24 protein-coding genes are annotated in these 23,848 nt (G+C 72.6%); 8 read left to right on the plus strand and 16 right to left on the minus strand.

The window, feature by feature from the left end:
- The first annotated feature begins 14 nt into the window (after positions 1–14).
- Positions 15–89 carry a 50S ribosomal protein bL37 gene (locus tag JOF41_RS38685; RefSeq protein WP_369299106.1) on the plus strand — a complete coding sequence of 25 codons (75 nt, stop codon included), beginning with the start codon at positions 15–17 and terminating at the stop codon, positions 87–89.
- Positions 90–149: 60 nt separating this feature from the next.
- Here JOF41_RS38685 and rsrA read toward each other — a convergent pair whose 3' ends face one another.
- Together rsrA and JOF41_RS26125 are read right to left on the minus strand one after the other, a co-directional pair.
- Positions 150–464, minus strand: coding sequence for a mycothiol system anti-sigma-R factor (rsrA, locus tag JOF41_RS26120; protein ID WP_189225591.1), 315 nt, complete (start codon positions 462–464; stop codon positions 150–152).
- A complete protein-coding gene (locus JOF41_RS26125) occupies positions 461–1,087 on the minus strand; it encodes a sigma-70 family RNA polymerase sigma factor (RefSeq protein WP_189225592.1) in 627 nt (208 codons plus the stop codon). The genes rsrA and JOF41_RS26125 overlap by 4 nt, the downstream gene beginning before the upstream one ends.
- A 191-nt stretch (positions 1,088–1,278) precedes the next feature.
- Between JOF41_RS26125 and ybaK the strand changes: the two genes are divergently transcribed.
- Positions 1,279–1,755 carry a Cys-tRNA(Pro) deacylase gene (ybaK, locus tag JOF41_RS26130; protein WP_189225593.1) on the plus strand — a complete coding sequence of 159 codons (477 nt, stop codon included), beginning with the start codon at positions 1,279–1,281 and terminating at the stop codon, positions 1,753–1,755.
- Between the two features lie 4 nt (positions 1,756–1,759).
- Here the strand turns inward: ybaK and JOF41_RS26135 are convergent, their stop codons facing one another.
- A complete protein-coding gene (locus JOF41_RS26135) occupies positions 1,760–2,377 on the minus strand; it encodes an alpha/beta hydrolase family protein (protein WP_209622763.1) in 618 nt (205 codons plus the stop codon).
- Positions 2,378–2,413: 36 nt separating this feature from the next.
- Entirely contained in the window at positions 2,414–3,175 is a 762-nt protein-coding gene (locus JOF41_RS26140; RefSeq protein WP_209622765.1) for an SOS response-associated peptidase, read from the minus strand.
- A 95-nt stretch (positions 3,176–3,270) separates the two neighbouring features.
- Here JOF41_RS26140 and aroA point away from each other — a divergent pair, with 95 nt between their 5' ends.
- The 3 genes from aroA (at position 3,271) to JOF41_RS26155 (ending at position 6,145) form a co-directional block, all read left to right on the plus strand.
- Positions 3,271–4,536 carry a 3-phosphoshikimate 1-carboxyvinyltransferase gene (gene aroA, locus JOF41_RS26145; protein WP_209624463.1) on the plus strand — a complete coding sequence of 422 codons (1,266 nt, stop codon included), beginning with the start codon at positions 3,271–3,273 and terminating at the stop codon, positions 4,534–4,536.
- Between the two features lies 1 nt (position 4,537).
- Positions 4,538–5,548, plus strand: a complete 1,011-nt coding sequence (rsgA, locus tag JOF41_RS26150; RefSeq protein WP_209622768.1) for a ribosome small subunit-dependent GTPase A — start codon at positions 4,538–4,540, stop codon at positions 5,546–5,548.
- A gap of 210 nt (positions 5,549–5,758) precedes the next feature.
- A complete protein-coding gene (locus JOF41_RS26155) occupies positions 5,759–6,145 on the plus strand; it encodes a VOC family protein (RefSeq protein ID WP_209622771.1) in 387 nt (128 codons plus the stop codon).
- A gap of 13 nt (positions 6,146–6,158) precedes the next feature.
- On the opposite strand, the gene JOF41_RS26160 is transcribed toward JOF41_RS26155, so the two are convergent.
- From JOF41_RS26160 to JOF41_RS26170, 3 genes are read right to left on the minus strand one after another with little or no spacing between them, the layout of a single operon-like run.
- Positions 6,159–6,662, minus strand: a complete 504-nt coding sequence (locus tag JOF41_RS26160; RefSeq protein ID WP_189225598.1) for a DUF6912 family protein — start codon at positions 6,660–6,662, stop codon at positions 6,159–6,161.
- Complete coding sequence (locus tag JOF41_RS26165; protein WP_209622774.1) at positions 6,659–8,050, minus strand: WS/DGAT/MGAT family O-acyltransferase; 1,392 nt, start codon at positions 8,048–8,050, stop codon at positions 6,659–6,661. Before JOF41_RS26165 ends, JOF41_RS26160 begins: the two co-directional genes overlap by 4 nt.
- Positions 8,051–8,060: 10 nt before the next feature.
- Entirely contained in the window at positions 8,061–8,729 is a 669-nt protein-coding gene (locus tag JOF41_RS26170; protein ID WP_189225600.1) for a phosphotransferase, read from the minus strand.
- Between the two features lie 63 nt (positions 8,730–8,792).
- Between JOF41_RS26170 and JOF41_RS26175 the strand changes: the two genes are divergently transcribed.
- Complete coding sequence (locus tag JOF41_RS26175; RefSeq protein WP_209624466.1) at positions 8,793–9,536, plus strand: TrmH family RNA methyltransferase; 744 nt, start codon at positions 8,793–8,795, stop codon at positions 9,534–9,536.
- A gap of 203 nt (positions 9,537–9,739) precedes the next feature.
- On the opposite strand, the gene JOF41_RS26180 is transcribed toward JOF41_RS26175, so the two are convergent.
- Positions 9,740–10,129, minus strand: a complete 390-nt coding sequence (locus JOF41_RS26180; RefSeq protein ID WP_189225601.1) for an HAD-IA family hydrolase — start codon at positions 10,127–10,129, stop codon at positions 9,740–9,742.
- 71 nt (positions 10,130–10,200) lie between these two features.
- Between JOF41_RS26180 and JOF41_RS26185 the strand changes: the two genes are divergently transcribed.
- The gene (locus JOF41_RS26185; RefSeq protein ID WP_209622779.1) at positions 10,201–10,581 is read left to right on the plus strand and encodes an Rv3235 family protein; all 381 of its coding nucleotides are present in this window, start codon (positions 10,201–10,203) and stop codon (positions 10,579–10,581) included.
- Between the two features lie 102 nt (positions 10,582–10,683).
- Here JOF41_RS26185 and secA read toward each other — a convergent pair whose 3' ends face one another.
- The 7 genes from secA to JOF41_RS26220 all read right to left on the minus strand — a co-directional run bounded on the left by secA (position 10,684) and on the right by JOF41_RS26220 (position 20,906).
- A complete protein-coding gene (gene secA / locus JOF41_RS26190; RefSeq protein ID WP_189225603.1) occupies positions 10,684–13,557 on the minus strand; it encodes a preprotein translocase subunit SecA in 2,874 nt (957 codons plus the stop codon).
- Positions 13,558–14,028: 471 nt separating this feature from the next.
- The gene (hpf, locus tag JOF41_RS26195) at positions 14,029–14,712 is read right to left on the minus strand and encodes a ribosome hibernation-promoting factor, HPF/YfiA family (RefSeq protein WP_189225604.1); all 684 of its coding nucleotides are present in this window, start codon (positions 14,710–14,712) and stop codon (positions 14,029–14,031) included.
- Positions 14,713–15,141: 429 nt separating this feature from the next.
- Positions 15,142–15,642 (minus strand): ComF family protein, encoded by a 501-nt coding sequence (locus JOF41_RS26200; RefSeq protein ID WP_307867540.1) that lies wholly within the window; start codon positions 15,640–15,642, stop codon positions 15,142–15,144.
- Positions 15,643–15,895: 253 nt separating this feature from the next.
- Positions 15,896–17,653: an LpqB family beta-propeller domain-containing protein gene (locus JOF41_RS26205; RefSeq protein ID WP_229796040.1), complete on the minus strand. Its 1,758-nt coding sequence runs from the start codon at positions 17,651–17,653 to the stop codon at positions 15,896–15,898.
- Entirely contained in the window at positions 17,650–19,374 is a 1,725-nt protein-coding gene (gene mtrB, locus JOF41_RS26210) for an MtrAB system histidine kinase MtrB (RefSeq protein WP_189225606.1), read from the minus strand. The genes JOF41_RS26205 and mtrB overlap by 4 nt, the downstream gene beginning before the upstream one ends.
- A gap of 16 nt (positions 19,375–19,390) precedes the next feature.
- Positions 19,391–20,068, minus strand: coding sequence for an MtrAB system response regulator MtrA (gene mtrA, locus JOF41_RS26215; protein WP_121009184.1), 678 nt, complete (start codon positions 20,066–20,068; stop codon positions 19,391–19,393).
- 196 nt (positions 20,069–20,264) lie between these two features.
- Positions 20,265–20,906 (minus strand): dTMP kinase, encoded by a 642-nt coding sequence (locus JOF41_RS26220; protein ID WP_209622782.1) that lies wholly within the window; start codon positions 20,904–20,906, stop codon positions 20,265–20,267.
- A gap of 142 nt (positions 20,907–21,048) precedes the next feature.
- Here JOF41_RS26220 and JOF41_RS26225 point away from each other — a divergent pair, with 142 nt between their 5' ends.
- Positions 21,049–22,035, plus strand: coding sequence for a hypothetical protein (locus JOF41_RS26225; RefSeq protein ID WP_209622786.1), 987 nt, complete (start codon positions 21,049–21,051; stop codon positions 22,033–22,035).
- Positions 22,036–22,363: 328 nt separating this feature from the next.
- Here JOF41_RS26225 and ahcY read toward each other — a convergent pair whose 3' ends face one another.
- A complete protein-coding gene (gene ahcY, locus JOF41_RS26230) occupies positions 22,364–23,827 on the minus strand; it encodes an adenosylhomocysteinase (protein ID WP_209622789.1) in 1,464 nt (487 codons plus the stop codon).
- Positions 23,828–23,848: the final 21 nt, after the last annotated feature.

Consider the following 23,848-nt stretch of genomic DNA (forward strand, 5'->3'; position numbering starts at 1 on the left):
TGGAGGAGAACCCCATGTCGAAGCGTGCCCGCAAGCGCCGCGACCGCAAGAGGGGCGGCGCCAACCACGGGAAGCGCCCCAACACCTGAGTCGACACCAGGTGCGCGAAGGGCCCGCCGAACACCGTTCGGCGGGCCCTTCGGCCGTGTTCAGTCCCGCTTGCCCGCGGTGGGGACCCCGATCCCGGCGCCACCGGCGGGCTCGGCGCTGCCCCCGGTGGTCTCCCGGATGCGGGCGCGCAGCCGGGCCTTGAGCTCCTCGGGGGCCAGCTCACCGCCGCACTTGCGGGCCAGCAGCGCCTTGAGGTGCTCCTCCAGGTCGTACTGCTCCAAGCAGGGGTGGCACTCCTTCAGGTGCGTCTCCAGCAGCTGCCTGCGCTGCTGGTCGCACTCGTGGTCAAGGAACAGCCAGACCTCGGACAGCACTTCCGAGCAGTCGGTCTCGTGGTGCTCGCCGCAGCTCATTTGCCCGCCACCTCCCGGTGGCCGTCGCGGATGAAGCCGCGCTCGCGCGCTACGTCGGCCAGCTGCTCGCGCAGCTGCCTGCGGCCCCGGTGCAACCGGGACATCACGGTGCCGATCGGGGTGCCCATGATGTCTGCGATCTCCTTGTACGCGAAGCCCTCCACGTCCGCGAGGTACACCGCGATCCGGAACTCCTCCGGCAGGCGCTGGAGGGCTTCCTTGACGTCGCTGTCGGGCAGCCGGTCCATCGCCTCGACCTCGGCCGACCTCAGCCCGGCCGAGGTGTGGCTCTCGGCCTGGGCGAGCTGCCAGTCGGTGATCTCGTCGGTGGGCTGCTGGAGCGGCTGGCGCTGCTTCTTGCGGTAGCCGTTGATGTAGGTGTTGGTCAGGATGCGGTACAGCCAGGCCTTGAGGTTGGTGCCCTGGGAGAAGGACTGGAAGGCCGCGTAGGCCTTCAGGTAGGTCTCCTGGACCAGGTCTTCCGCGTCCGCCGGGTTGCGGGTCATCCGCAGCGCCGCCGAGTACAGCTGGTCCAGCAGCGGCATCGCGTCGCGCTCGAAACGCGCGGCGCGCTCGGCCTGCGTCTCATCTGTCGGAGTGACCTGCGTTCGGGTGGCTGGCACCGCGCTCCCCGTGGTTGATGCTGGCTGGAACGCGTTCGAGGATACGCGGCGGTCGCCGGGTCGGCTGACGGCCGCGCCACGGGGCGGCCGGGCCTTCTTCGCTCTGGTGACCTGCTGGTCCATCACCTCGGTTGCCACACCCGCGACAACGCGGTGGGGCGCGGGGGCATTCCCGGTTAGGGTGCGCGCTCATGGCCGGACGTGGAACGCCCGCCACCGCGTTGCTGGACAAGCAGAAGGTGGCGCACGCACTGCACGCTTACGAGCACGACCCCCGGCACGAGTCCTACGGGCTGGAAGCCGCCGAGGCGCTGGGGGTCGCGCCGGAGCGGGTGTTCAAGACCCTGGTGGCCGAGGTGGACGGCAAGCTCGCGGTCGGCGTCGTGCCGGTCACCGGGCAGCTGGACCTCAAGGCGCTGGCCGCCGCGCTGGGCGGCAAGAAGGCGAAGATGGCCGAGGTGGCCGCCGCCGAGCGGGCCACCGGCTACGTCGCGGGCGGCATCTCGCCGCTGGGGCAGAAGAAGCGGCTGCCGCTGGTGCTGGACTCCTCCGCCGAGGGCTTCGACACCATCTACTGCTCGGCCGGGCGGCGCGGCCTGGAGGTGGAGATCGCGCCCGCCGAGCTGGCCAGGCTGACCGCCGCGGTGGTGGCCCCCATCTCGGCCTGAGCCCTCAGACGACCTCCAGCGGGCGCAGGATGCGGCCCAGCCACTCGCCCACCACGCGGTGCAGGCCCTCCAGGTCGCCCTTGAGGTTGTGGTCGCCCGGCTGCACCACCACTTCCCGGTGGTGGCCGGGCGGCGGCATCCCGAACGGGTCCTTCTCGCCCTGCACCACCAGGCTCGGCACCTCCAGCGCGTCCAGCTCGGCCAGCCGCGACTTCTCCGGCCTGCCCGGCGGGTGCACCGGGAACGCCAGGCACAGCACCGCCACCGCCTGGCCGTCGGCCGCCGTCCGGCACGCCACCCGCGCGCCCGAGGACCGGCCGCCGAACAGCAGCGGCAGCGTGTCGAACGAGCGCGAGCCCAACTCCTCCGCCACCGCCAGCCAGGCCGCGTCCAGCTGCTTGGCCGGGGCCGGGGCCCGCCTGCCCGCCACCCGGTAGGGCTGCTCGACCAGCGCCACGTGCACGCCCGCGGCGACCGCCGCGCGGGCCGCCGCCACCAGGTCCGGGGCCAGGATGCCGCCACCCGCGCCGTGGCCCAGCAGCAGCGCCGCCCGGCCCTCCGGGGCGCAGTGCATCTCGACCCTGGCCGGGCCGTGCGGGGTGTCGACCAGCCTGGTGGTCATCTCGGCGCGGTCATTTCAGCGCGGTCATCTCAGCGGTCATTTCAGCTCGAACAGGGTGGGCTCCGGCTTCTCGTCCTCGGCCAGCGCGATCGGGTCCAGCAGGGACGGGTCGTTGTTGCGGATGCTGTTGACCCGAGTGGACACCGGGCGCAGCTCCAGGGCGTTGACCAGGTCCAGGTCCGGCTCCAGCAGGTGCTTCGGGTCGGTGCTGTCCGGGTCCAGCCAGGCCTCCCAGCGGTCGCGGGGCAGCACCAGCGGCATCCGGTGGTGCACCTGCGTCATCTCGCCGATGGCGTCGGTGGTCAGCACCGCGCACGTGACGATCGGCTTGCGCTCGTCGCCGTCCTGCTGCCACCACACCGACCAGATGCCCGCCATGGCCAGGCTGGAGCCGTCGCCGGGGGTGATGAAGTACGGCTGCTTGCGGCCCTCGCCGGGCTGCCACTCGTACCAGCCGTCGGCCGGGACCAGGCAGCGGCGCTTGGCCGCGGAGTCGCGGTAGGCGGGCTTGTCCAGCACGCTCTCCGCCCGCGCGTTGATCATCTTGGCGGCCGTGGACAGGTCCTTGGCCCAGTGCGGGACCAGCCCCCAGCGCATCACCCGGACGCTGCGCTCGGTGACCTCCGGGTCCGGCTCGCCGTCCCCGTCGCGCGGGTGCCGCTCGACCACCGCCAGCACCGGTTTGGTCGGCGCCACGTTGTAGTCCGGTCCCGGCGCCCCGCCCTCGGTCCCGTCCACCGCGTCGAACTCCGCCGCGAGCAGCGCCGGGTTCTTGGTCGAGGCGTACCTGCCGCACAAAACCGATCACCTCCGACCGCCATCGTCGCACGTCGCGACGCCCGGTGCGAGCCATCCGGAATCCGATGCGGGATCATCTGGCCATGACTCCGGCCATGACTCCGCAGTGGTCCGCTCCCACCGCCGACGGTCCCGTGCGCGCGACCGTGCCCGTGCCCGGTTCCAAGTCGATCACCAACCGGGCGCTGGTGCTGGCCGCCGTCGCCGACGCCCCCGCGACGCTGCACGCCCCGCTGCGCAGCCGGGACACCCTGCTGATGGCCGCCGCGCTGCGCGCGCTGGGCGTCGGGGTCGAGGACGGGCCGGACGGGTCGTGGCGGGTGACGCCCGCTCCGCTGCGGGGACCGGCGTCGGTGGACTGCGGGCTGGCCGGGACGGTCATGCGGTTCCTGCCGCCCGCCGCCGCGCTGGCCACCGGCGAGGTGCTCTTCGACGGCGACGAGCAGGCGCGGGTCCGGCCCATGGGGACGGTGCTGGGCGCGCTGCGCGCCCTGGGCGCGGACGTGGACGGCGACGCGCTGCCGTTCACCCTGCGCGGCAAGGGCGGGCTGCCCGGCGGCGAGGTGACCATCGACGCTTCGGCGTCCTCCCAGTTCGTCTCCGGGTTGCTGCTGTCGGGCGCGCGGTACGAGAGCGGCCTCACGGTCGTGCACTCCGGCAAGCCCGTGCCGTCGCTGCCGCACATCGACATGACCGTGGCGATGCTGCGCGAAGCGGGCGTAGCCGTGGACGACTCCACTCCGGACACCTGGCGGGTGCAGCCGGGACCGGTCGCCGGGCGGGATTGGCACGTCGAGCCGGACCTGTCCAACGCCACGCCGTTCCTGGCCGCCGCCGCGGTGACCGGCGGCGAGGTCACCGTGCCCGGCTGGCCCGCGTCCACCACGCAGCCCGGCGACGCGGCGCGGGACCTGTTCGCGCGCATGGGGTGCGTGGTGGAGCTGTCCCCGGCCGGGCTGACCCTGCGCGGCCCGGACCGGCTGATGGGCGTGGACGTCGACCTGCGCGACGAGAGCGAGCTGACGCCGACCGTGGCGGCGCTGGCCGTGCTGGCCGACGGGCCGACGCGCATCCGGGGCGTCGCGCACATCCGGGGCCACGAGACCGACCGCATCGCGGCGCTGGTGGCCGAGATCAACGGCCTGGGCGGCGCGGCCGAGGAGACCGAGGACGGCCTGGTGATCACCCCCGCACCGCTGCGCGGCGGCGTGTGGCACGCCTACGCCGACCACCGGATGGCCACGGCGGGCGCGATCATCGGGCTGGTCGTGCCCGGCGTGGTGGTGGACGACATCGGCTCCACCACCAAGACCATCCCGGACTTCCCCGGCATGTGGGCCGACCTGCTCGGGGTGCGCTGACGTGGCCCGCGGCGACTGGCGGCGGCTGGACGAGTCCGACGTGCGGGTCCGGCCGGGCAAGGGCACCCGGCCGCGCAGCAAGCGCCGCCCCGAGCACGCCGACGCCGTGGCGGCGATGGTGGTGGGGGTGGACCGCGGGCGGTGGACCTGCGCGGTCGAGGACGACCCCGGCAGGCTGGTCACCGCCATGCGGGCGCGCGAGCTGGGCCGCACGCCGGTCGTCGTGGGCGACCAGGTCGGCCTGGTCGGCGACACCTCCGGGCAGCCGGACACGCTGGCCAGGATCGTGCGGGTGACCGAGCGGCGCAGCGTGCTGCGGCGCACCGCCGACGACACCGACCCGTTCGAGCGGGTGGTGGTCGCCAACGCCGAGCAGCTGGTGATCGTGACCGCGCTGGCCGACCCGCCGCCGCGCCGGGGCTTCATCGACCGCTGCCTGGTCGCCGCCTACGCGGGCGGGCTGGAGCCGCTGCTGTGCCTGACCAAGTCGGACCTGGCGCCGCCGGACGAGCTGCTGGCCGCGTACTCGGAGCTGGACGTGCCGGTGGTGGTGACGCGGTCCGACGTGGACCCCGCCGAGCTGCGGGACCGGCTGGTCGACCGGCTCTCCGCGCTGATCGGGCACTCGGGGGTGGGCAAGTCGACGCTGGTGAACAAGCTGGTGCCGGACGCCAACCGGGCGGTGGGCGTGGTCAGCGGGGTCGGCAAGGGCAGGCACACCTCCACCCAGGCCGTGGCGCTGCCGCTGCCCGAGGGCGGCTGGGCGGTGGACACGCCGGGCATCCGCTCGTTCGGCCTGGCGCACATCACCCCGGACGACATCGTGGCGGCGTTCCCGGACATGAAGGCCATGGCCGAGGAGTGCCCGTCCGGGTGCGGTCACCTGGGCGCTCCCGAGGACCCCGACTGCATGCTGGACGAGCTGGTCACCACCGGCGAGGCGTCCCCAGGCCGCCTCGCCTCGCTGCGCCGCCTGCTCGCCTCCCGCGCCAAGCTCGACGAGTACGACTGACGCCTGCAAGTACTACCCGCCCCACCTCCCGGGGTCGCTAGCCACTACCCGGCAGGCCGCGCAACCACCGAACCGGTGATACCCGCGTACAGGGGATTCCCGCCATGAGCCGCCGGGGCCCGCGTCCGAACGGGTGCGTTCGAACGCCCGCGCACCGGCTCGACCGCGTCCGCCGCACCGGCGCGGCACGCGGTAGTAGCCTGCGCGACCGTGGCCAAGGTGACCGGAATAGGCGGGGTCTTCCTGCGCTCCCGCAACCCCGCGCGACTGGCGGGCTGGTACCGCGAGCACCTGGGCGTGCCGATGAGCGACCACGGCACCGTGACGTTCCACTGGGACGACTCGGCCACCGACGACCACCCCGGCACGACCACCTTCGCGCTGTTCGCCCAGGACAGCGACTACTTCGGCGAACCGGGCCAGCGGGCCATGCTCAACCTGCGCGTGGACGACCTGCACGACCTGCTCGGACGGCTGCGCGCGCGGGGCGTGGAAGTGCTGCCGGACACCGAGGACTCGGAGTTCGGCCGGTTCGGCTGGTGCGTCGACCCGGAGGGCAACCGCATCGAGCTGTGGGAACCCGCGCCCGGCATGTGACCGCCGGGCGCGGCTACATCAGCTCCAGCACGAAGCTCAGCTCCTGCGGCGCGTACCAGGCCAGCTCGTGGTCCTCCGCGCTGCCCATGGCGAACTCCGCGTCCGGGTCGCCCAGGTCCGCCTCGTCCACCACCTCGGCCGCCTCGCGCACCGCGTCCTCGGCCTCGGCGGTGTCCAGGTGGATCGCGGCGATCCGCTTCAGCGGCACCGCCCCGGACACCTTCACCACCGAGAAGTCCAGGTCCGGCCGGGGCGTCACGTCGTCCACGTCCACCGACACCACCGCGCGCCGCGCCGGGGCCTTGTCGTCGGCGGCCAGCTCGGCGGCCAGCAGGCGCAGCGAAGCCCGCGCCGCGTCCAGCATCGCGACGTACTCCAGCTCCTCGGTGTCGCCGGTGGCGTAGGACTCGCGCAGCGCCGGGGTCAGCGCGAAACCCGTGCCGCCCACCGGGACGAACTCGCCCCGCTCCACCAGCTCCCGCAGCGACGCCACGGTCGCGGGCAGGTAGACCCTCATGCGGACACCGTTCCCATCAGCTCCTCCACCGACTCCTCCACCATGGCCGCGAGCACGTCGACGTCCGGCATGGCGTCGCGGTCCGCGTTCAACCCGAAGTACACGCCGCCGTCGTAGGACGTCACGCCGATCGACAGCGCCTGGTTCTTCGCCAGCGGCACCACGGGGAACATCTCGATCATCCTCGCCCCCGCCGCGTACAGCGGCACCTGGGGGCCGGGCACGTTGGTCACCACCACGTTGAACAGCCGCCGGGAGAACGAGCTGGCCGCGCGGGCGCCCAGGGCGTGCAGCGTCGGCGGCGCGAACCCGGAGAACCGCACCAGCGTCTGCGCCGCCACCGACTGGCCCGACTCCTGGTGCGCCCGCATCGCGTGGCTGACGTGGTGCAGCCGCACCACCGGGTTCGGCTCCCCCACCGGCAGGTCCACCAGGTACGCCGCGACCTGCCCGCCCGCCGGGGCGCCGTCCTCGGCGCGCACCGACATCGGGGCCATCGCGCGCATCGTGGTGTGCGCGGTGACCGCCTCGCCCCTGGAGAGCAGCCAGTTCCGCAGCGCCCCGGACAGCACCGCCAGCACCCCGTCGTTGACCGTGCCGCCGTGCGCCCGGCGGATCGCGCGGAACTCGTCCAGCCGGGCCCGCGCCACCGCGAAGCGGCGCTGCGGCGAGATGCGCACGTTCAGCGGGCTGCCCGGCGCGGGCGTGGCCGCCGTGCGCACCACCGACGCCAGACCGCCCAGCGCGCCCGCCACCTTGCGCACCGTGGCCACCGTGTCCATCGCCGCCGAGCGCACGTTCTCCACCAGCTCACCCGGCCGCTGCACGGCCTCGGCCACCGCGTCGGCCACCAGCTGCACCGGGCTCGGCTCCGGCTGCGGCATCCACAGGTTCTCCACCGGCCCGCGCGGGGTCGCCGAGACGTCCAGCATCACCTGGCCGATCTCCGGCGCCCCCAACCCGTCCACCACCGCCTGGTGGGTCTTGGTGACCACCGCGGTGCGGTTGCGGGCCAGTCCCTCGACCAGGTAGACCTCCCACAGCGGGCGGGCGTGGTCCAGCGGCCGCGACATCAACCGCGCCACCAGCTCGTGCAGCTGCTGGTCGCTGCCCGGCTTGGGCAGCGCGGAGCGGCGCACGTGGTAGGTGACGTCGAAGTCCTGGTCGTCCACCCACACCGGGCGGGCCAGCCTGCCCGGCACCGGCACCACCTTCTGCCGGTAGCGCGGCACCAGCGCCAGCCGCTGCTCGATCAGGTCGACCAGCCGGTCGTAGTCGAAGCCCGTGCGGGGACGGCGGAACACCGCGACCCCTCCGACGTGCATCGGCGTCGTGGAATCCTCCAGGTACAGGAACGAGGCGTCCAGCGCGGAGAGTCGGTCGGGCATGAGGCCCAGGCTAGCCGGTGCAGCGGCGCACCAGCCTGGTCACGGCCGCCACCTCGGCGGCGTCGCGCTGCCTGCGGGCCAGCCTGATCCGCGCGGCGGCGGGCATCGCCTGCCGCACCTCGCCCCCCACCCCGTCCAGCAGCGAGCGCACCAGCCGCCCCCGCGCCCACCGGCGCAGCGGGCGCAGCGGGGCCACCGCCACGGCCAGCCAGCTCAGCGCCACGTCCACCCGCCGGTCCCCGCGCGCCGCGTCCGCCCAGTCGACCACCACCGGCCCCTCCGGGCCGAGCACCACGTTGCCGGGGTGCAGGTCCAGGTGCAGCAGCCCGCCCTCACCCGGCACGAAGTCCGGCGCGGGCACCTCGTCCAGGCCCCGGTGCAGCTCGGCGAGCTGGCGACCCAGCGCCGCCGCGCGCCACGGGCGCGCGTCCAGCTCCTGCGACATGCGCGGGCCGGGGACGTACTCCATGACCAGCTCGGTGCGGTGGGCCTCCTCGACCCTGGGCACCGGGACGCCGTGAGCGCGCAGGTGGCGCATCAGCTCGGCCTCGGGCCGCAGGTCGCGGTCCGCCCGACTGCGCTTGGCGAGCAGGCCGTCCGGCCGCAGGAACACATCGGCCTCCTGACCGCTGGCCAGGAGTCGATCACGGTGCGCGACGTTGCGCAGACGCGAGGTCATGTGACGATCATCATCATTGACAGCCGGAGCACAAGGGCCAAACGGGTGCGGGAGACTGTTCGGGTGGAGATCTCGCCCAAGGACAAGTTCGTCACCGTCTACGGCCGCAAGCCGGTGCTGGAAGCGCTGGACGACCCGCGCCTGGAGGTCGACAAGGTGCTGCTCGCCGAGGGCGCGCGCGGTCCGGCGGCCAAGGAGATCCTGGACGCGGCGGGGCGGCGCGGGGTGCGGGTGCAGCGGGCCACGGCGCAGCGGGTGAAGGTGCTGGCGGGCAACGGGCGGCACGACCAGGGCGTGCTGGCCGACGTGGTCGCGCCCCGGATGCGGCCGCTGGAACTGGCCCTGCGCGACCGGCCGCGCGGGGTGCTGCTGCTCGACGGGATCACCACGCCCGCGAACGTCGGCATGATCCTGCGGACCGCCACGGCGGCGGGCATGGACGGCATCGTGGTGCCGCGCCGCGGTGTCGCGTCGATCGACCCGCTGGTGGTGAAGTCCTCGGCCGGGGTCGCGTTCCGGGCTCCGGTGCTGCGCTGCGCCACGGCGGGTGAGGCGGCGGCGCAGCTGCGGGCGGCGGGCTACCCGCTGTTCGCCCTCGACGCCGGGGCGCGCGAGTCGGTGTACTCGTTCTCGCTGCCGTCGCACGCGGCGTTCGTGCTGGGGTCGGAGACCTCGGGCATCTCCGACGAGGTGCGCCCGCACGTGACCGGGTGGCTGTCCATCCCGATGGCGGCGGGCGTGGAGTCGCTCAACGTCGCCTCCGCCGCCGCCGTCCTCTGCTTCGAGGTAGTCCGCCGCCGCGGCTGACCCCGCGAGTCGAACCTCCGGACACCCTGAACTCGACATTCGCGCACCTCGGGCAGTAGTTACCGGCCCCCGCACACCCGTCCGGTAGTACTTGCCGACGCACCAGGGGGGCGCGCGCGAAGCGCGCGCAGCGGGTGCCCCGCGAGCGCCGCTTTTAGTTCTGAACGCTCAGTTCGCGGTGCTTGAACGCTCGACTCGCGGGGTCAGATGCCGAGGAGGATGTGGAGTTCGGCGAGGGTTTCGGCGGGGGTGCGGTGGTGGACGCCGACCATGCCCGCGGCGGCGGCGCCCCGGACGTTGACGGCCAGGTCGTCGACGAAGACGCAGTCGGCGGGGGTCAGGCCCAGGCGGCGCGCGGTCAGCAGGTAGATCCGCTCGTCCGGCTTGGCCCAGCCCGCCTCCCCGGAGGTGACCACGGCGTCGAACAGGTCCGCCCACTCCGGCGGCGGCGACCACCGGCCGTCCGCGTTGGACAGCAGCGCGGTGCGCAGGCCGTGCCGCCGGGCCGCCCGCAGGGCGCCCACCAGGGGCGGCTCCTCCCCCTGCTCGTGGTCGGTGAGGACACCGCCGTAGTCCAGGATCAGCCCGCGCACCCCTGCACTCTATGGGGTCACTCTATGAGGTGAAGCTTGACCGGATTCGCCGTCTCGGCGGTCGAGTGTTCATGTCACTTCGCATGTGGACGTTGCGGGAGTACTCGGTGGCGACCCCGGTCCGGCTGCCCCGGCCCCGCGTCGAGAACGCCTCGCCGGTGCTGCTGGACCCCCGGCGGCTGCTGTCGGCGGTGGTCGAGGCGGTCGACGGGCGGCGGTCGCTGGGGCAGTTGCGCGCCGTGCTGCGCGGCCCCGCCCTGGAGGAGGTCGGGCGGCTGTTCTCCCCCGGCGTCGGCGTGCGGCTGGGGACCGTGCGCCTGTGCTGGGTGTCCAACGGCGTGGCCGAGATCGGCGGGACGGTGCGGCAGCGCAGCCGGGTGCGCGGCCTGGCGGCGCGGGTCGAGCTGGTGGAGGGGGCGTGGCGGTGCACCCGGTTCCAGCTGCTGCCGTAGCGCGCGAACGCCCCCGGCGCGGGGCCGGGGGCGTTCGCGGTCCGGGGGCGTTCGGGGTCCGGGGACGTTCGGGGTCCGCAGACCCACAGGGCAACCGCGAGGTCAGTGACGCGGGGGCTTCTTGTTGCCCTTCGCCTGCGCCCTGGCCGCCGCGCGGCGCTCCTTGCGGGTGCCGCCCTGCTGGTCGCCCGCCGCCTGGCCGCCACTGGTCTCGGCGTCGCCGCTCTCCGACGGGCCGCTGTAGGTCAGCCGCTGCTGGCCGCCCCTGGCGTCCAGGCCCTTGCCGCGCAGGGCGGGCGGGATGGCGCTGCCGCTGGCCAGCTGGGCCAGCGCGGGACCGGCCGGGGCCTGCTGCCGCTGCTTGGCCTCCTGCTCGGCGGCGGCCGCCGCGGCGGCGCGCGCCCTGGCCCGGCTGCCGGTGAGCTGGCCCGCGCCGTTGCTGATGGACACCTGCACCGGGGGCTCCGGGGCGGGCTCGGGCTCGGCCGCCTCCACCTGGAGGTTGAACAGGAAGCCGACGGTCTCCTCGCGCAACGCGTCCAGCATCGCGTTGAACATGTCGAAGCCCTCGCGCTGGTACTCGATCAGCGGGTCGCGCTGGGCCATCGCGCGCAGGCCGATGCCCTCCTTGAGGTAGTCCATCTCGTAGAGGTGCTCGCGCCACTTGCGGTCCATCACGGACAGCAGCACGCGGCGCTCCAGCTCGCGCATCGCGCCGGGGCCGACGCGGCCGTCGATGTCGGCCTCGCGGGCCTGGTAGGCCTTGAGCGCGTCCTCCTGGATCTTGGCCTTCAGGGACTCCTTGCTGAGGTCCTCGTCGGCTTCCAGCAGCTCCTCGGCGTTCAGCGAGATCGGGTACAGCGTCTTGAGCGCCGTCCACAGCTGGTCGAGGTCCCAGTCCTCGGCGTAGCCGTCGGCGGTGGCGCCGTCGACGTAGTCGCCGACCACGCTGGTGATCATGTGCTCCACCTGCTCGCGCAGGTCCTCGCCCGCCAGGACGCGGTGGCGCTCGGCGTAGATCACCTTGCGCTGCTCGTTCATGACCTCGTCGTACTTGAGGACGTTCTTGCGGATCTCGAAGTTCTGCTGCTCGACCTGGGTCTGCGCGCTGCGGATGGCCCTGGTGACCATCTTGTGCTCGATCGGCACGTCGTCGGGCACCTTCAGCCGGGTCATCACCATCTCGACCATGGCCGCGTTGAAGCGCCGCATCAGCTCGTCGTTGAGCGAGAGGTAGAACCGCGACTCGCCGGGGTCGCCCTGGCGGCCGGAGCGACCGCGCAGCTGGTTGTCGATGCGGCGGGACTCGTGCCGCTCGGTGCCCAGCACGTACAGCCCGCCCGCCTCGCGGACCTCCTCGGCCTCGGCCTTGACCTCGGCGGTGACCTCCTCGATCAGCTTGGCCCAGGCGGCCTCGTACTCCTCCGGGTTCTCCACCGGGTCCAGGCCGCGCTCGCGCAGCTCGTGGTCGGCGATGATGTCCGGGTTGCCGCCCAGCACGATGTCGGTGCCGCGACCGGCCATGTTGGTGGCCACGGTGACCGCGCCCTTGCGCCCGGCCTTGGCCACGATCAGCGCCTCGCGGTCGTGGTGCTTGGCGTTGAGCACCTCGTGCGGGATGCCCTTGCGCACCAGCAGCTTGGACAGGTACTCCGAGCGCTCGACGCTGGTGGTGCCGACCAGCACCGGCTGGCCCTTCTGGTGCCGCTCGGCGATGTCCTCGGCGACCGCCTCGAACTTCGCCTCCTCGGTCTTGTAGACCAGGTCGGGCTGGTCCTTGCGCTGCATGGGGCGGTTGGTGGGGATCGGCACCACGCCCAGCTTGTAGGTCTGGTGGAACTCCGCCGCCTCGGTCTCGGCGGTACCGGTCATGCCGCCCATGCGCTCGTAGAGGCGGAAGTAGTTCTGCAGGGTGATCGTGGCGAGGGTCTGGTTCTCCGCCTTGATCTCCACGCCTTCCTTGGCCTCGATGGCCTGGTGCATGCCCTCGTTGTAGCGGCGGCCCGCCAGCACGCGGCCGGTGAACTCGTCGACGATGAGGACCTCGCCGTTGCGGACGATGTAGTCCTTGTCCCTGGTGAACAGCTCCTTGGCCTTGAGGGCGTTGTTCAGGTAGCCCACCAGCGGGGTGTTCGCCGCCTCGTAGAGGTTGTCGATGCCGAGCTGGTCCTCGATGAAGGCCACGCCCGCCTCGCTGACGCCGACGGTGCGCTTGCGCTCGTCGACCTCGTAGTGGACGTCCTTCTTCAGCAGCGGCGCGAGCCGGGCGAACTCCAGGTACCAGCGCGAGGACTGGTCGGCCGGGCCGGAGATGATCAGCGGCGTGCGGGCCTCGTCGATGAGGATCGAGTCGACCTCGTCGACCACGGCGTAGAAGTGGCCGCGCTGCACCGTCTCGTCCAGGCTCCACGCCATGTTGTCGCGCAGGTAGTCGAAGCCGAACTCGTTGTTGGTGCCGTAGGTGATGTCGGCGTTGTAGGCGACGCGGCGCTGCTCCGGCGTCATCTCCGCCAGGATCGCCCCGACGGTCAGGCCCAGGAAGCGGTGGATGCGGCCCATCCACTCCGAGTCGCGCTTGGCCAGGTAGTCGTTGGTGGTGACGATGTGGACGCCCTTGCCCGCGATGGCGTTGAGGTACGCGGGCAGCACCGAGGTCAGGGTCTTGCCCTCACCGGTGCGCATCTCGGCGATCTGGCCCAGGTGCAGCGCCGCGCCGCCCATCAGCTGCACGTCGAAGTGCCGCTGGCCCAGCGTCCGCTTGGCGCCCTCGCGCGCCACCGCGAACGCCTCCGGCAGCAGCTCGTCGAGGGTCTCGCCCTCGGCGTAGCGCTTGCGGAACTCGTCGGTCTTCGCGCGCAGCTCCGCATCGGAGAGGTCTACGACGTCGTCTTCGAGGTTGTTGATGTGCGCTGCGATGTTGCGCAGGCGCTTGAGCATCTTGCCTTCGCCTGCGCGCAGCAGTCGGGACAGCACCATCTCGGGTCGACCTCATTACCTCATCGCGACGCGCCCTCCCGGGGCGCCTTCCAGCGGCTCGTCGCGGGGCGCGACGGGCCTCAACACCACCCGCCATCGTAGGCAAGTCGTGAAGAGGTGTGCACGGACACACGGCGGAACCGGTGCGCACCTCGTGGCGAACGGCGGACAAGCCGTCCGGGTGATCATCGTCTGACCGGATCAGGTGGCCGGATGCCGCAGCGTGATACGCCGTTCGCCTTCCTCCCGCGGAACCGCACACCCGTGCCAGAATGCGCCCACGACGGCCTCGCCAATTTCCGCGCGGCCGGACGGACGCGATCACGACGCGCCTTGATCGGTTCGTGATACGTCTTGATCGATCCGTGATCGGGCGGACGGCCAGTGCGGCGGCCCGCGCGAAGGGAAACCCCGGCGCACAGGAGCGCCGGGGGTTCCGAGTCCGGATGGGGAGAAAGTCGGGAACGGGGATCAGGCGAGCCTGATTACGCCGTAGTCGAATCCCTTTCTGCGGTAGACGACGCTCGGTCGTTCGCAGTCGGCGTCGAAGAAGAGGTAGAAGTCGTGTCCGACCAGTTCCATCTCGTAGAGGGCCTGGTCGACGGTCATGGGCTTGGCCGCGTGCTCCTTCTCGCGCACGATCTGGCCGGGCAGTTTGTCCTCGACGTCGTCCCAGCGCTGCTGCGCGGGCACCTCGGCCACGCCCTCGTACTCGGGTTCCGGCTCGGCGGCTTCGAGCAGCGCCGTGCGCCCGACCCTGCGGCCCTGGGCCTGTCCCGCGGACGCGGCGGTGGTGACGTCCGCCAGTCCGCCGGTCGCCTCGGCGACCGATGTCGGGCCTCGTCGCCCGTGGTGCACGCGCCTGCGGTCGTGCGCGCGGCGCAAGCGGTTCTCCAGCTTGGCCGTGGCGACGTCCAGCGCGGCGTAGAAGTCGCCCGCGCACGCCTCCGCGCGGACCACCGGTCCGCGCCCCTTGGCGGTGATCTCCACCCGCTGGCAGTTCTTGGACTGCCTGCGGTTGGGCTCGTGGAACAACTCCACGTCGAAGCGGATGACCTTGCGGTCGTAGCGCTCCAGGCGAGCCAGCTTGTCCGTCACGTGCACCCGGTAGTGATCGGGCACCTCGACGTTGCGGCCCTTTACGACGATGTCCATACACGACCTCCCTCGCGTTGCTGCGAGCTCTGCCTGTGGATCGTTTCGGCGCCGGTTCCGTGATCGTTGTCGCGGACAGTGGACGAGGGTTGCCCTCAGTTCTCCACCGGCGCCAGGGTCATGGGCTGTTCGCCTCCTCCCCGCGAGCCGGGAACGCTGATAGCGGTGCACGTTAGCCCGGTATTCGCCGATGCGACAGCCCCCGAGGCGGGGGAACTGGAAGAAATCTTCGCGGTGACACAGCGCGACAACAAGGCACCACCTGCGACGGACCCGGCGACCGAGCGCCGCCGGGATGCCCAGCCCGATTCACCCGAACAGCCCAGCGGTGCGCTGGTGACCGGTGGCAGGCCGGCTACGTCGAACGGCCTCCGCGAGGACCTCATGACCGGCCAACGGGCGGGAACGCGGTCGAGTTCCCGATCCGAATCACCCGTGTGGGCTAGATATGCGGGCACTCGTGAACGCGAGGATCGCGGTTACCCGAAAACCGGCCCCTTTTAACACCGAAGCGCATTCGGCGGCCGTGGCACCCGTGGTGACCACGTCGTCCAGCAGCACCACGGCGCTGCCGGGTGGCGGCAGCCCCCGGCGCGACAGGAGCACCCGACCCGCCAGGTTGGCCCTGCGCGTCGCGCCGTCCAGGCCCACGGAATCGCGTACGCCGGGGGCCAGGCGCAGCGCGTCGGCCACCGCGAGGCCGGACGCCCGAGCCGCTCCCAGAACGTGGGAACCGCCGCGGCGGCGGGCGGCGGCCCGCCGGGAGGGCGCGGGCACCAGCCAGCACCGCCCGGCCCCGTCCCAGCGCGCTCCCGGCAGCCGGGGCAGCGCCGCCGTCAGCAACCCGCCGAACACCGCGGCCAGGTCGCGACGCCCGCGCTCCTTGAAGGCGAGCACGAGCTGCCGGGCCGCCCCGGTGTAATTCGCCAAAGCGAACATAGGTGGCCCGTGACCGGGTACAGGGAAGGGAGGGCCGAACGCCGACAGGCACTTCGCGCAGGCGCGCACCCCGTCGGCTCCGCAGGCCGCGCACCGGGACGGGAACAGGAGGCTGAGCAGCATGGGACGACTCTCCCAGCGGGTACCGACGATTCCGGAGCCCCGGAGGCCCTCCTGGTGACTCCCGATCGGGTGAAGTCGATCAACCGGAGAAGACCATCCGTGTTTGATCGTCCGTGGTTGATCAACCGGGGTAGAACACCTGGGCCTCCGAGGAGACCTGCACCGGACTGGCCCGCCACACGTCGCCCAGGTCGCCCGCGCTCCACAGGCCGCTGCGGTCCACCGCGACCACGTTGCGCCCCGGCGCCGCGCTGACCGAGCCGACCGGGACGGTCAGGTTCGAGGTGTTGTAGCGCTCCAGGCGCAGGCCGTCCACGTTCACCTTGACGATCGGCCACAGCGGCAGGGACGTGCTGGCCACCAGCACGTCCTGGGCCAGCCAGTCCAGCGACAGCGCGCTGGTGCCCAGCACCGAGGACTGCAGCGCCCTGGGCTGCCGGATCGCCACCGACGAGTCCTGGGCGCGCACCACCGCGGCCACCAGCAGCCTGCCGCCCGCCACCGCCGCCACCCGCGTGCCGTCGCGGGACAGCCGCAGCTCGGTGATCGGGCCGAACACCGCCAGCTCCGAGGCGTTGACCGCGCTGGCCGTCCAGCCGCGCTCGGTCCGGATCACCCGCACCACGTTGGTGCCGTCCACGACCGTCCACACCTCGTCGCTGGGCTCCCCGGCCCGGCCGCTGAGCAGCCAGGTCGGCCTGGTCAGCGTGGTCGCGGGCAGGTCGACCACGGACAGCTCACCCTCCAGCTCGCCCACCCGCAGCCGCACCGAGCCCGACGCCAGCCTGCTGACCAGCGCCAGCTCCCCGCCGTCCAGCGACTGCGCGGCGCTGACCGCGTTGTAATCGCCCTCGCCCGCCGGACCGGGCACCGGCCTGCCGTCGGTCAGCTGCCGCACCTGCCCGCCACTGACCAGCAGCCCGTGCTGGTCGGCGTCCGGGATCGCCAGCGCCTCGCCGGTCTGCACGTCCGCGGAGCGCCACTCGGTCTGCTCGGTCAGGATCGGCTGGCCCTCCACCAGCACCCGGATGCGGCTGGTGGACACCCCCGCCAGCGACCGCACCACCTGCGCCACGATCTGCTTGCGCACCTGCACGGTGAGGTCGCCGACCTTGGCCAGGTCGACCTCCAGCGCCCCGTCGTCGTCCTCGTGGGTGTCCTGCCGCTGCGCCGCGCCCGCCGGGATCGCCGTGGCCAGCGCGCCGCGCATGGCGTCCGCCGGTCCGCGCAGCAGCAGGTCGGTCACCCGCCGGGGGACCGACGTGGACGGCGGCGTCACCACGTAGCGCGGGTCGGGCACCAGCACGCTGAAGTCCGGGCTCCAGAAGTACAGCGTGACCCGGCGGAAGTTCGCCTGGAACCCGTTGAGCGGCATGTAGATGCCCTCCGGCGGGTCGGAGATGCGCCACTGCCCCTCGTCGTCGCGCTCGACCCCGATGGGCGTGTTCAGCTCGCCCACGTGCTGCACGAACGAGTAGTCCTGGGTCTGCAGCCTGCCCACGTTGCGGCCCTGGAGCAGCACCGTGCGGGAGTCGCTGTCGGAGGACCCGGTGGTGGACTCCGCCGTCGGCGGCACGGTGTTGAACGTGGTCTCGATGATGGTCGGGGTGGCCTTGGTGTCCCAGGTCCGCCTGGCCTCCTCGGTCAGGTACGCCTTGGCCGCGGCGTAGTCGCCCTCCGGGTTGGCGGAGGCGTTGACGAACTCGCGGACCAGGTTGAGCGGGTCGATGTCCCTGGTCGGCGCGGGCGCCTCGGCCTGCGTCGGGCTGCCCGCCGACGGGTTGATCGGCACCGGCGAGGTCTGCGTCGGGATCGCCGCGCACCCCGCCAGCGCCAGCAGCGCGACCATCGCGACCACGGCGGCCACCAGCCTGCTCACCGGACCTCCTCCCGCTCCCCGTCCACCGGCTCCGCGGGCTGCCAGGCGAACTCCTGCTCGGCGGGCTCGACCTCCTCGACCGCGGGCTCGGGCTCCGACTCGGCCTCCACGGCGGGCAGGTCGGGCGGCTCCAGCGGTAGCGGGCTGTGCGCGAGCTCGTGCCCGCGCCTGCACGGCAGGGTCAGCCGGAACACCGCGCCGTAGCCGCGCTCGCCCCACGCCTGCAACCAGCCGCCGTGCAACCGGGCGTCCTCCAGGCTGATCGACAGGCCGAGGCCGGTGCCGCCGGTGCGCCGGTTGCGCGACGGGTCGGCCCGCCAGAACCGGTTGAACACCAGGTCCGCCTCGCCGGGGCGCAGGCCGACACCGTGGTCGCGCACGGTCACCGCGACCGCCTCGCCGTCGCTGCGCAGGGTCAGCTCCACCGGCAGGCCCTCCCCGTGGTCGACGGCGTTGGCCAGCAGGTTGCGCAGGATGCGCTCGACCCGGCGGGCGTCCAGCTCCGCGGTCACCTCGTGGTCGGGCAGGTCCATCACGATGGCGGACCCGCTGCTGGTGGCGATGGCGCGCACCGCGTCGTGCGCCCGCCGGGCCAGCACCCGCACGTCCACCACCTCCGCGGCCAGCTCCTCCACGCCCGCGTCCAGCCTGCTGATCTCCAGCAGGTCGCCCAGCAGCGACTCGAACCGGTCCAGCTCGTCCACCAGCAGCTCGGTGGAGCGGGCCAACCCGGCCGGGAACTGCTCGCGCGAGGCGTGCAGCACGTCCGCCGCCATCCGCACGGTGGTCAGCGGGGTGCGCAGCTCGTGCGAGACGTCGGAGGTGAACCGGCGCTGGAGCTGCCCGAACTCCTCCAGCTGGTGGATCTGGCGCTGGATGCTGGCGGCCATCTCGTTGTAGGACTCGGCCAGCCGCGCCACGTCGTCCTCGCCGACCACCGGCATCCGCTCGTCCAGGCTGCCCTCGGCGAACCGCTCGGCGATCTCGGCGGCCTGCCGCACCGGGCGGACCACCTGCCGGGTGACCAGGTTGGCGATCACCGCCAGCAGCAACAGCAGCACCAGGCCGCCGACCACCAAGGTCTGCTGCACCACCTCGGCGGTGGCCTGCTCGCCGGTCAGCGGGAACAGCAGGTACAGCTGCATCGGCCGGGCCGAGGAGTTCACCGGCAGGCCGACGGCCAGGAACGTGGTGGGGCCCGTCTCGCGGTCCACGGTGGAGATCTGGGTGCCCGCGTGGCCGCCCTCGACCAGCTTGCGCAGGCCCTCGGGCACGTCGACGTAGGGGCCGACGGCGTTGGTCTGGCCGTCCGTGCCGACCAGCGCCGCGTCGGCCAGCACCGGCTCGAACGCGCCCGCGCCCGAGCTGGCCGCCTCCTGACCGGAGGAGTTGATCTTGTTCAGCGCGGTGGTGAACCGCGCCTTGACGCTGTCCGGGCCGGGGTTGAGGCCGGACAGGTCCGGCTGGATCACCGCGGCGCTGGCGTTGGCCTGCCGGATCGCGGCATCGGTCTTGGTCTGCAGCAGCTGGTCGGTAATCTGCACCTGCAGCACCATGACCAGCACGAACACCACGGCCGACGACAGCGCGAGGGTGCTCACCACCACGCGCAGCTGCAACGAGCGCCGCCACAGCTCGCCGAACGCGCCCCAGTGCCGCCGCGCGCGCTCGACCGCGCGGCGCGCCAGGCGCACAACGGGGTCCAACGCGCGCGGGCTCATCCTCGGGTCTCCCCGATCACGGAGGACCCGCCTTGTAGCCGACGCCGCGGACGGTCAGCACGACCTCCGGGTGCTCCGGGTCGCGCTCCACCTTCGACCGCAACCGCTGCACGTGCACGTTGACCAGCCGGGTGTCCGCCGCGTGCCGGTAGCCCCACACCTGCTCCAGCAGCACCTCGCGGGTGAACACCTGGCGCGGCTTGCGGGCCAGCGCCACCAGCAGGTCGAACTCCAGCGGGGTGAGCTGGATCGGCCTGCCCTCGCGCAGCACCTCGTGGCCGGGCACGTCGATGGTCAGGTCGCCGATCTGCAGCACCTCGGCGGGCTCGGCCTCGGTGCGGCGCAGGCGGGCGCGGATGCGCGCCACCAGCTCCTTGGGCTTGAACGGCTTGACCACGTAGTCGTCCGCGCCGGACTCCAGGCCCAGCACCACGTCCACGGTGTCGCTCTTCGCGGTCAGCATGACGATCGGGACGCCCGACTCGGAGCGGATCGCCTTGCAGACGTCGATGCCGTTCATGCCCGGCAGCATCAGGTCCAGCAGGACCAGGTCCGGTTTCAACTCACGCAGGGCGGGCAGCGCGCGAGCGCCGTCGGCGACCACCGCCGTGTCGAAGCCCTCGCCCCGCAGCACGATGGTCAGCATCTCCGCCAGAGCGGGGTCGTCGTCCACCACCAGCACGCGTGCCTTCATGCCGAACATCGTCCCACTAGCGGTCCGGTGCCCCCGCACCACCCAGTGATCATCACTGCTGGTCATCACGCGGGTCCGATCCGCAACCAGCCGCTGTCGCCGTTCCACGGGCCCACCTCGCCGTCGCCGCCGCGCTCGTCAGCGACTCATCGGCGGGGGTGTCTCGTTTCGTTACCGCGGTGGTAACCAGGTCGCTCTAACGGGTCAGCAGGCGCTCCAGCAACGGCTCCACCCGCAGGTCCGCGGTGCCGTCGAGGACCTCCCACGGCGACAGCCACCCGGCGGCGGCCAGCTCGTCGTAGACCGCGCCGCAGCGCTGCTGGAGCCCGCCGTCTGACTCGTAGACGTCCCGGTCGCGGTCCTCGGTCGCCTCGCGGTGGGCGGCGCGGTCGGCGGCCACCTCCACGGGCACGCGCAGCAGCAGCTGCAGGTCCGGCAGCGGCAGCCGGAACCGGTCGACCTCCAGCGCGCGGACCCACTCGACGAACCCGCCGTCCGCCCGCTGGCGCAGCCTCGCCGCGCCGTAGGCGGCGTTGGAGGCGATGTACCGGTCGAGCAGCACCACGTCGTAGGAGTCGAGGTCGGCGCGGATGCGGTCGGCGGCGCCGCGCCGGTCCAGCGCGTAGAGCACCGACATGCCGTGCACCGAGTCGGTGAGGTCGCCGAGCCTGCCGTGCAGGGCGTCGTCCACCAGGTCGGCGTGCACGTCCTCGCCGTAGCGCGGGAACGCCCCGGTGGTGACCCGCGCCCCGCGCGCGGCCAGCGCGTCGGTCAGCGCCTTGGTCAGCGTGCGCTTGCCCGCGCCGTCCAGTCCTTCGATCACCACGAGCTTTCCCACGGCGCTCACCCTAAAGCGACCACCCTGAGGGGCACCCATTGCCCGCCATCAGGGGCACAGGTAACCCATACGGGTGATCGCCAGTCCTGTATGAGTGACTACGGTGGACGCACCTTGGGGCCCTGCGGAAGGTGGTGCCGCGGTGACCGCGGATTCCGGGCACGCCGGGCCGGTGGACGAACCGGTCGGCCACCCGACCGGGGAACTCCCCGGCACTCTCGCCGAGACCCTGCGCTACGGCCCGTTCCACCGGGCGCTGCGCGACTCCATCGCCCACCGCGGCCTGTCGCTGGCCCGCCTGCGCGCCCGGCTGGAACGGCTCGGCGTGCCGGTCGGGCAGTCCACGCTGAGCTACTGGCAGCGCGGCCTGCGCCACCCCGAAGTACCACGGGCCGTGCCGACCGTCCGCGCGCTGGAAACCGTGCTGGAACTGCCGCCGGAATCGCTGGTGGCGCTGGTCGAACCACAGCCCCGAGCACGCCCGCGGCACGTCGCGCCCCCGTTTGCCGGATCGACGGGGGCGTGGGCTGACCCCGCGCCGCTGCTGGCCGAGTTCGAGGCCGTGCCGCGCAGCGCGCGGTCCAACGCCGACCTGGAAGTGCTCGCCGTGCACGACACCGTGCTGGTCGGCGCCCAGCGGGAACAGCGGGCGATCACCACGCGGATGGTCGTGCGCGCGCTGCGCGCCGGACCCGACCGCTACCTGGCGGTGCACCAGGGCGACGAGGGCTGCCTGATCGACAAGGCGCTGGTCCGGCCCGCCGAGGGGTGCAGGCAAGGGCGGGTGCGCAGGCAGAGCGCGTCGCGCGGGCTGGCGTTCGAGCTGCTGTTCGACCGGAAGCTGGCCGAGGGCGAGGAGCACGTGTTCAGCTTCACCGTGCTCGACGACACCGGCGGGCCGACACCGGGGCACCACCGCACCTTCCGCGACCCCTGCCGCGGCTACCTGCTTCAGCTCGCGTTCCACCGGCGGTCGCTGCCCGCGCGGTGCACCAAGCAGTTCCGCCAGGAACCCGAGGCCACCCCCGTCGAGGTGGGCGAGCTGGTGTGCGGGCTGGGCGGGGTGGTCAGCGCCTACTTCTCCGACGTCGGTCCCGGCCTGGCAGGCGTCACCGTCGAGTGGACCTGACCCCCGAACTCCGCGCGCTCCGCGCGCGCCCCCTGGTGCGTCGGCAAGTACTACCAGAGGGATGTGCGGGGGCCGGTAACTACTACCCGAGGGGCGCGGAAGCGCCGGTCAGGGCGCGAAAGTGCGGGTCGGGGTGCGTGAACGCTCGGGTCGGGGTGTCGGAACGCGCGACTCGCGGGGGCGACACGCCCAACACGCCCATAGGTGGGTGGACACCGGGGACGGGCGTGTGCGTCCTGAGCGTTGAACTCAGGGGTTCTGAGGGTTCGACTCGCGGGGAAGGGGCGTGGGCGGGATGGGCCCGCCCACGCCCGCCCACGCCGGGAGGTCAGTAGCGGTAGTGCTCGGGCTTGTAGGGGCCCTCGACGTCCACGTCGATGTACTCGGCCTGGTCCTTGGTCAGCTTGGTGAGCTTGCCGCCGAGCGCCTCCAGGTGGATGCGGGCGACCTTCTCGTCCAGCTTCTTGGGCAGCCGGTACACCTCCTTGTCGTACTCCTGGTACTTGGTGAACAGCTCGATCTGCGCGATCACCTGGTTGGAGAACGAGTTCGACATCACGAAGCTGGGGTGGCCGGTGGCGTTGCCCAGGTTCAGCAGCCTGCCCTCGGACAGCACGATGATCGAGTGGCCGTCCGGGAACACCCACTCGTCGACCTGCGGCTTGATGTTGATCCGCCGGATGCCGGGGTAGCGCTGCAGCCCGGCCATGTCGATCTCGTTGTCGAAGTGGCCGATGTTGCCCACGATGGCCTGGTGCTTCATCGCGGCCATGTGCTCGATGCGCACCACGTCCTTGTTGCCGGTCGTGGTGATGATGATGTCGGCGCGGTCGAGCACGTCCTCCAGCCGCTGCACGTCGTAGCCGTCCATCGCCGCCTGGAGCGCGCAGATCGGGTCGATCTCGGTGACGATGATCCGGGCGCCCTGGCCGCGCAGCGACTCCGCCGCGCCCTTGCCCACGTCGCCGTAGCCGCAGATGACCGCGACCTTGCCGCCGATGAGCACGTCGGTGCCGCGGTTGATGCCGTCGACCAGCGAGTGCCGGATGCCGTAGCGGTTGTCGAACTTCGACTTGGTGACCGCGTCGTTGACGTTGATCGCCGGGAACAGCAGCTCACCGGCCGCGGCCAGCTGGTACAGCCGCATCACGCCGGTGGTGGTCTCCTCGGTCACGCCGCGGATGCCCTCGGCGATCTTGCTCCACTTCCCGGAGTCCGCCGCCAGCGACCGGCGCAGCGTCTCCAGGACGATCTGCCACTCCTCCGGGTCGTCGTCCTCGGGCTGCGGGACGACACCGGCCTTCTCGTACTGCGCGCCCTTGTGGACCAGCAGCGTCGCGTCGCCGCCGTCGTCCAGGATCATGTTCGGGCCGCCACCGTCGGGCCAGGTCAGCATGGACTCGGCGGTCCACCAGTACTCCTCCAGCGTCTCGCCCTTCCAGGCGAACACCGGGACGCCCTTGGGCTCCTCGGGGGTGCCGTGCGGGCCGACCACGACCGCAGCGGCGGCGTGGTCCTGGGTGGAGAAGATGTTGCACGAGGCCCAACGCACCTCGGCGCCCAGCGCCACCAGGGTCTCGATCAGCACGGCGGTCTGCACGGTCATGTGCAGCGAGCCGGAGATCCGGGCGCCCTTGAGCGGGTAGACCTCGGCGTACTCGCGCCGCAGGGCCATCAGGCCGGGCATCTCGTGCTCGGCGAGCCTGATCTCCTTGCGGCCGAACTCGGCCAGCGAGAGGTCTGCCACGGCGAAGTCGATGCCGTTGCGCGTCTGCAGCCTTTCGGCGGTCATCGAGGATTCCTCCATCTCGGG

It is taken from the genome of Saccharothrix coeruleofusca (assembly GCF_017876325.1).
Classification (GTDB): domain Bacteria; phylum Actinomycetota; class Actinomycetes; order Mycobacteriales; family Pseudonocardiaceae; genus Actinosynnema; species Actinosynnema coeruleofuscum.

Excerpts from the sequence above, each read along its gene's own strand:
- rsrA (WP_189225591.1), bottom strand. The coding sequence starts at position 464 with ATGAGCTGCGGCGAGCACCACGAGACCGACTGCTCGGAAGTGCTGTCC.
- ybaK (WP_189225593.1), top strand. The coding sequence starts at position 1,279 with ATGGCCGGACGTGGAACGCCCGCCACCGCGTTGCTGGACAAGCAGAAG.
- JOF41_RS26135 (WP_209622763.1), bottom strand. The coding sequence starts at position 2,377 with ATGACCACCAGGCTGGTCGACACCCCGCACGGCCCGGCCAGGGTCGAG.
- aroA (WP_209624463.1), top strand. The coding sequence starts at position 3,271 with ATGACTCCGCAGTGGTCCGCTCCCACCGCCGACGGTCCCGTGCGCGCG.
- JOF41_RS26160 (WP_189225598.1), bottom strand. The coding sequence starts at position 6,662 with ATGAGGGTCTACCTGCCCGCGACCGTGGCGTCGCTGCGGGAGCTGGTG.
- JOF41_RS26165 (WP_209622774.1), bottom strand. The coding sequence starts at position 8,050 with ATGCCCGACCGACTCTCCGCGCTGGACGCCTCGTTCCTGTACCTGGAG.
- JOF41_RS26170 (WP_189225600.1), bottom strand. The coding sequence starts at position 8,729 with ATGACCTCGCGTCTGCGCAACGTCGCGCACCGTGATCGACTCCTGGCC.
- JOF41_RS26185 (WP_209622779.1), top strand. The coding sequence starts at position 10,201 with ATGTCACTTCGCATGTGGACGTTGCGGGAGTACTCGGTGGCGACCCCG.
- secA (WP_189225603.1), bottom strand. The coding sequence starts at position 13,557 with ATGGTGCTGTCCCGACTGCTGCGCGCAGGCGAAGGCAAGATGCTCAAG.
- hpf (WP_189225604.1), bottom strand. The coding sequence starts at position 14,712 with ATGGACATCGTCGTAAAGGGCCGCAACGTCGAGGTGCCCGATCACTAC.
- mtrB (WP_189225606.1), bottom strand. The coding sequence starts at position 19,374 with ATGAGCCCGCGCGCGTTGGACCCCGTTGTGCGCCTGGCGCGCCGCGCG.
- mtrA (WP_121009184.1), bottom strand. The coding sequence starts at position 20,068 with ATGAAGGCACGCGTGCTGGTGGTGGACGACGACCCCGCTCTGGCGGAG.
- ahcY (WP_209622789.1), bottom strand. The coding sequence starts at position 23,827 with ATGACCGCCGAAAGGCTGCAGACGCGCAACGGCATCGACTTCGCCGTG.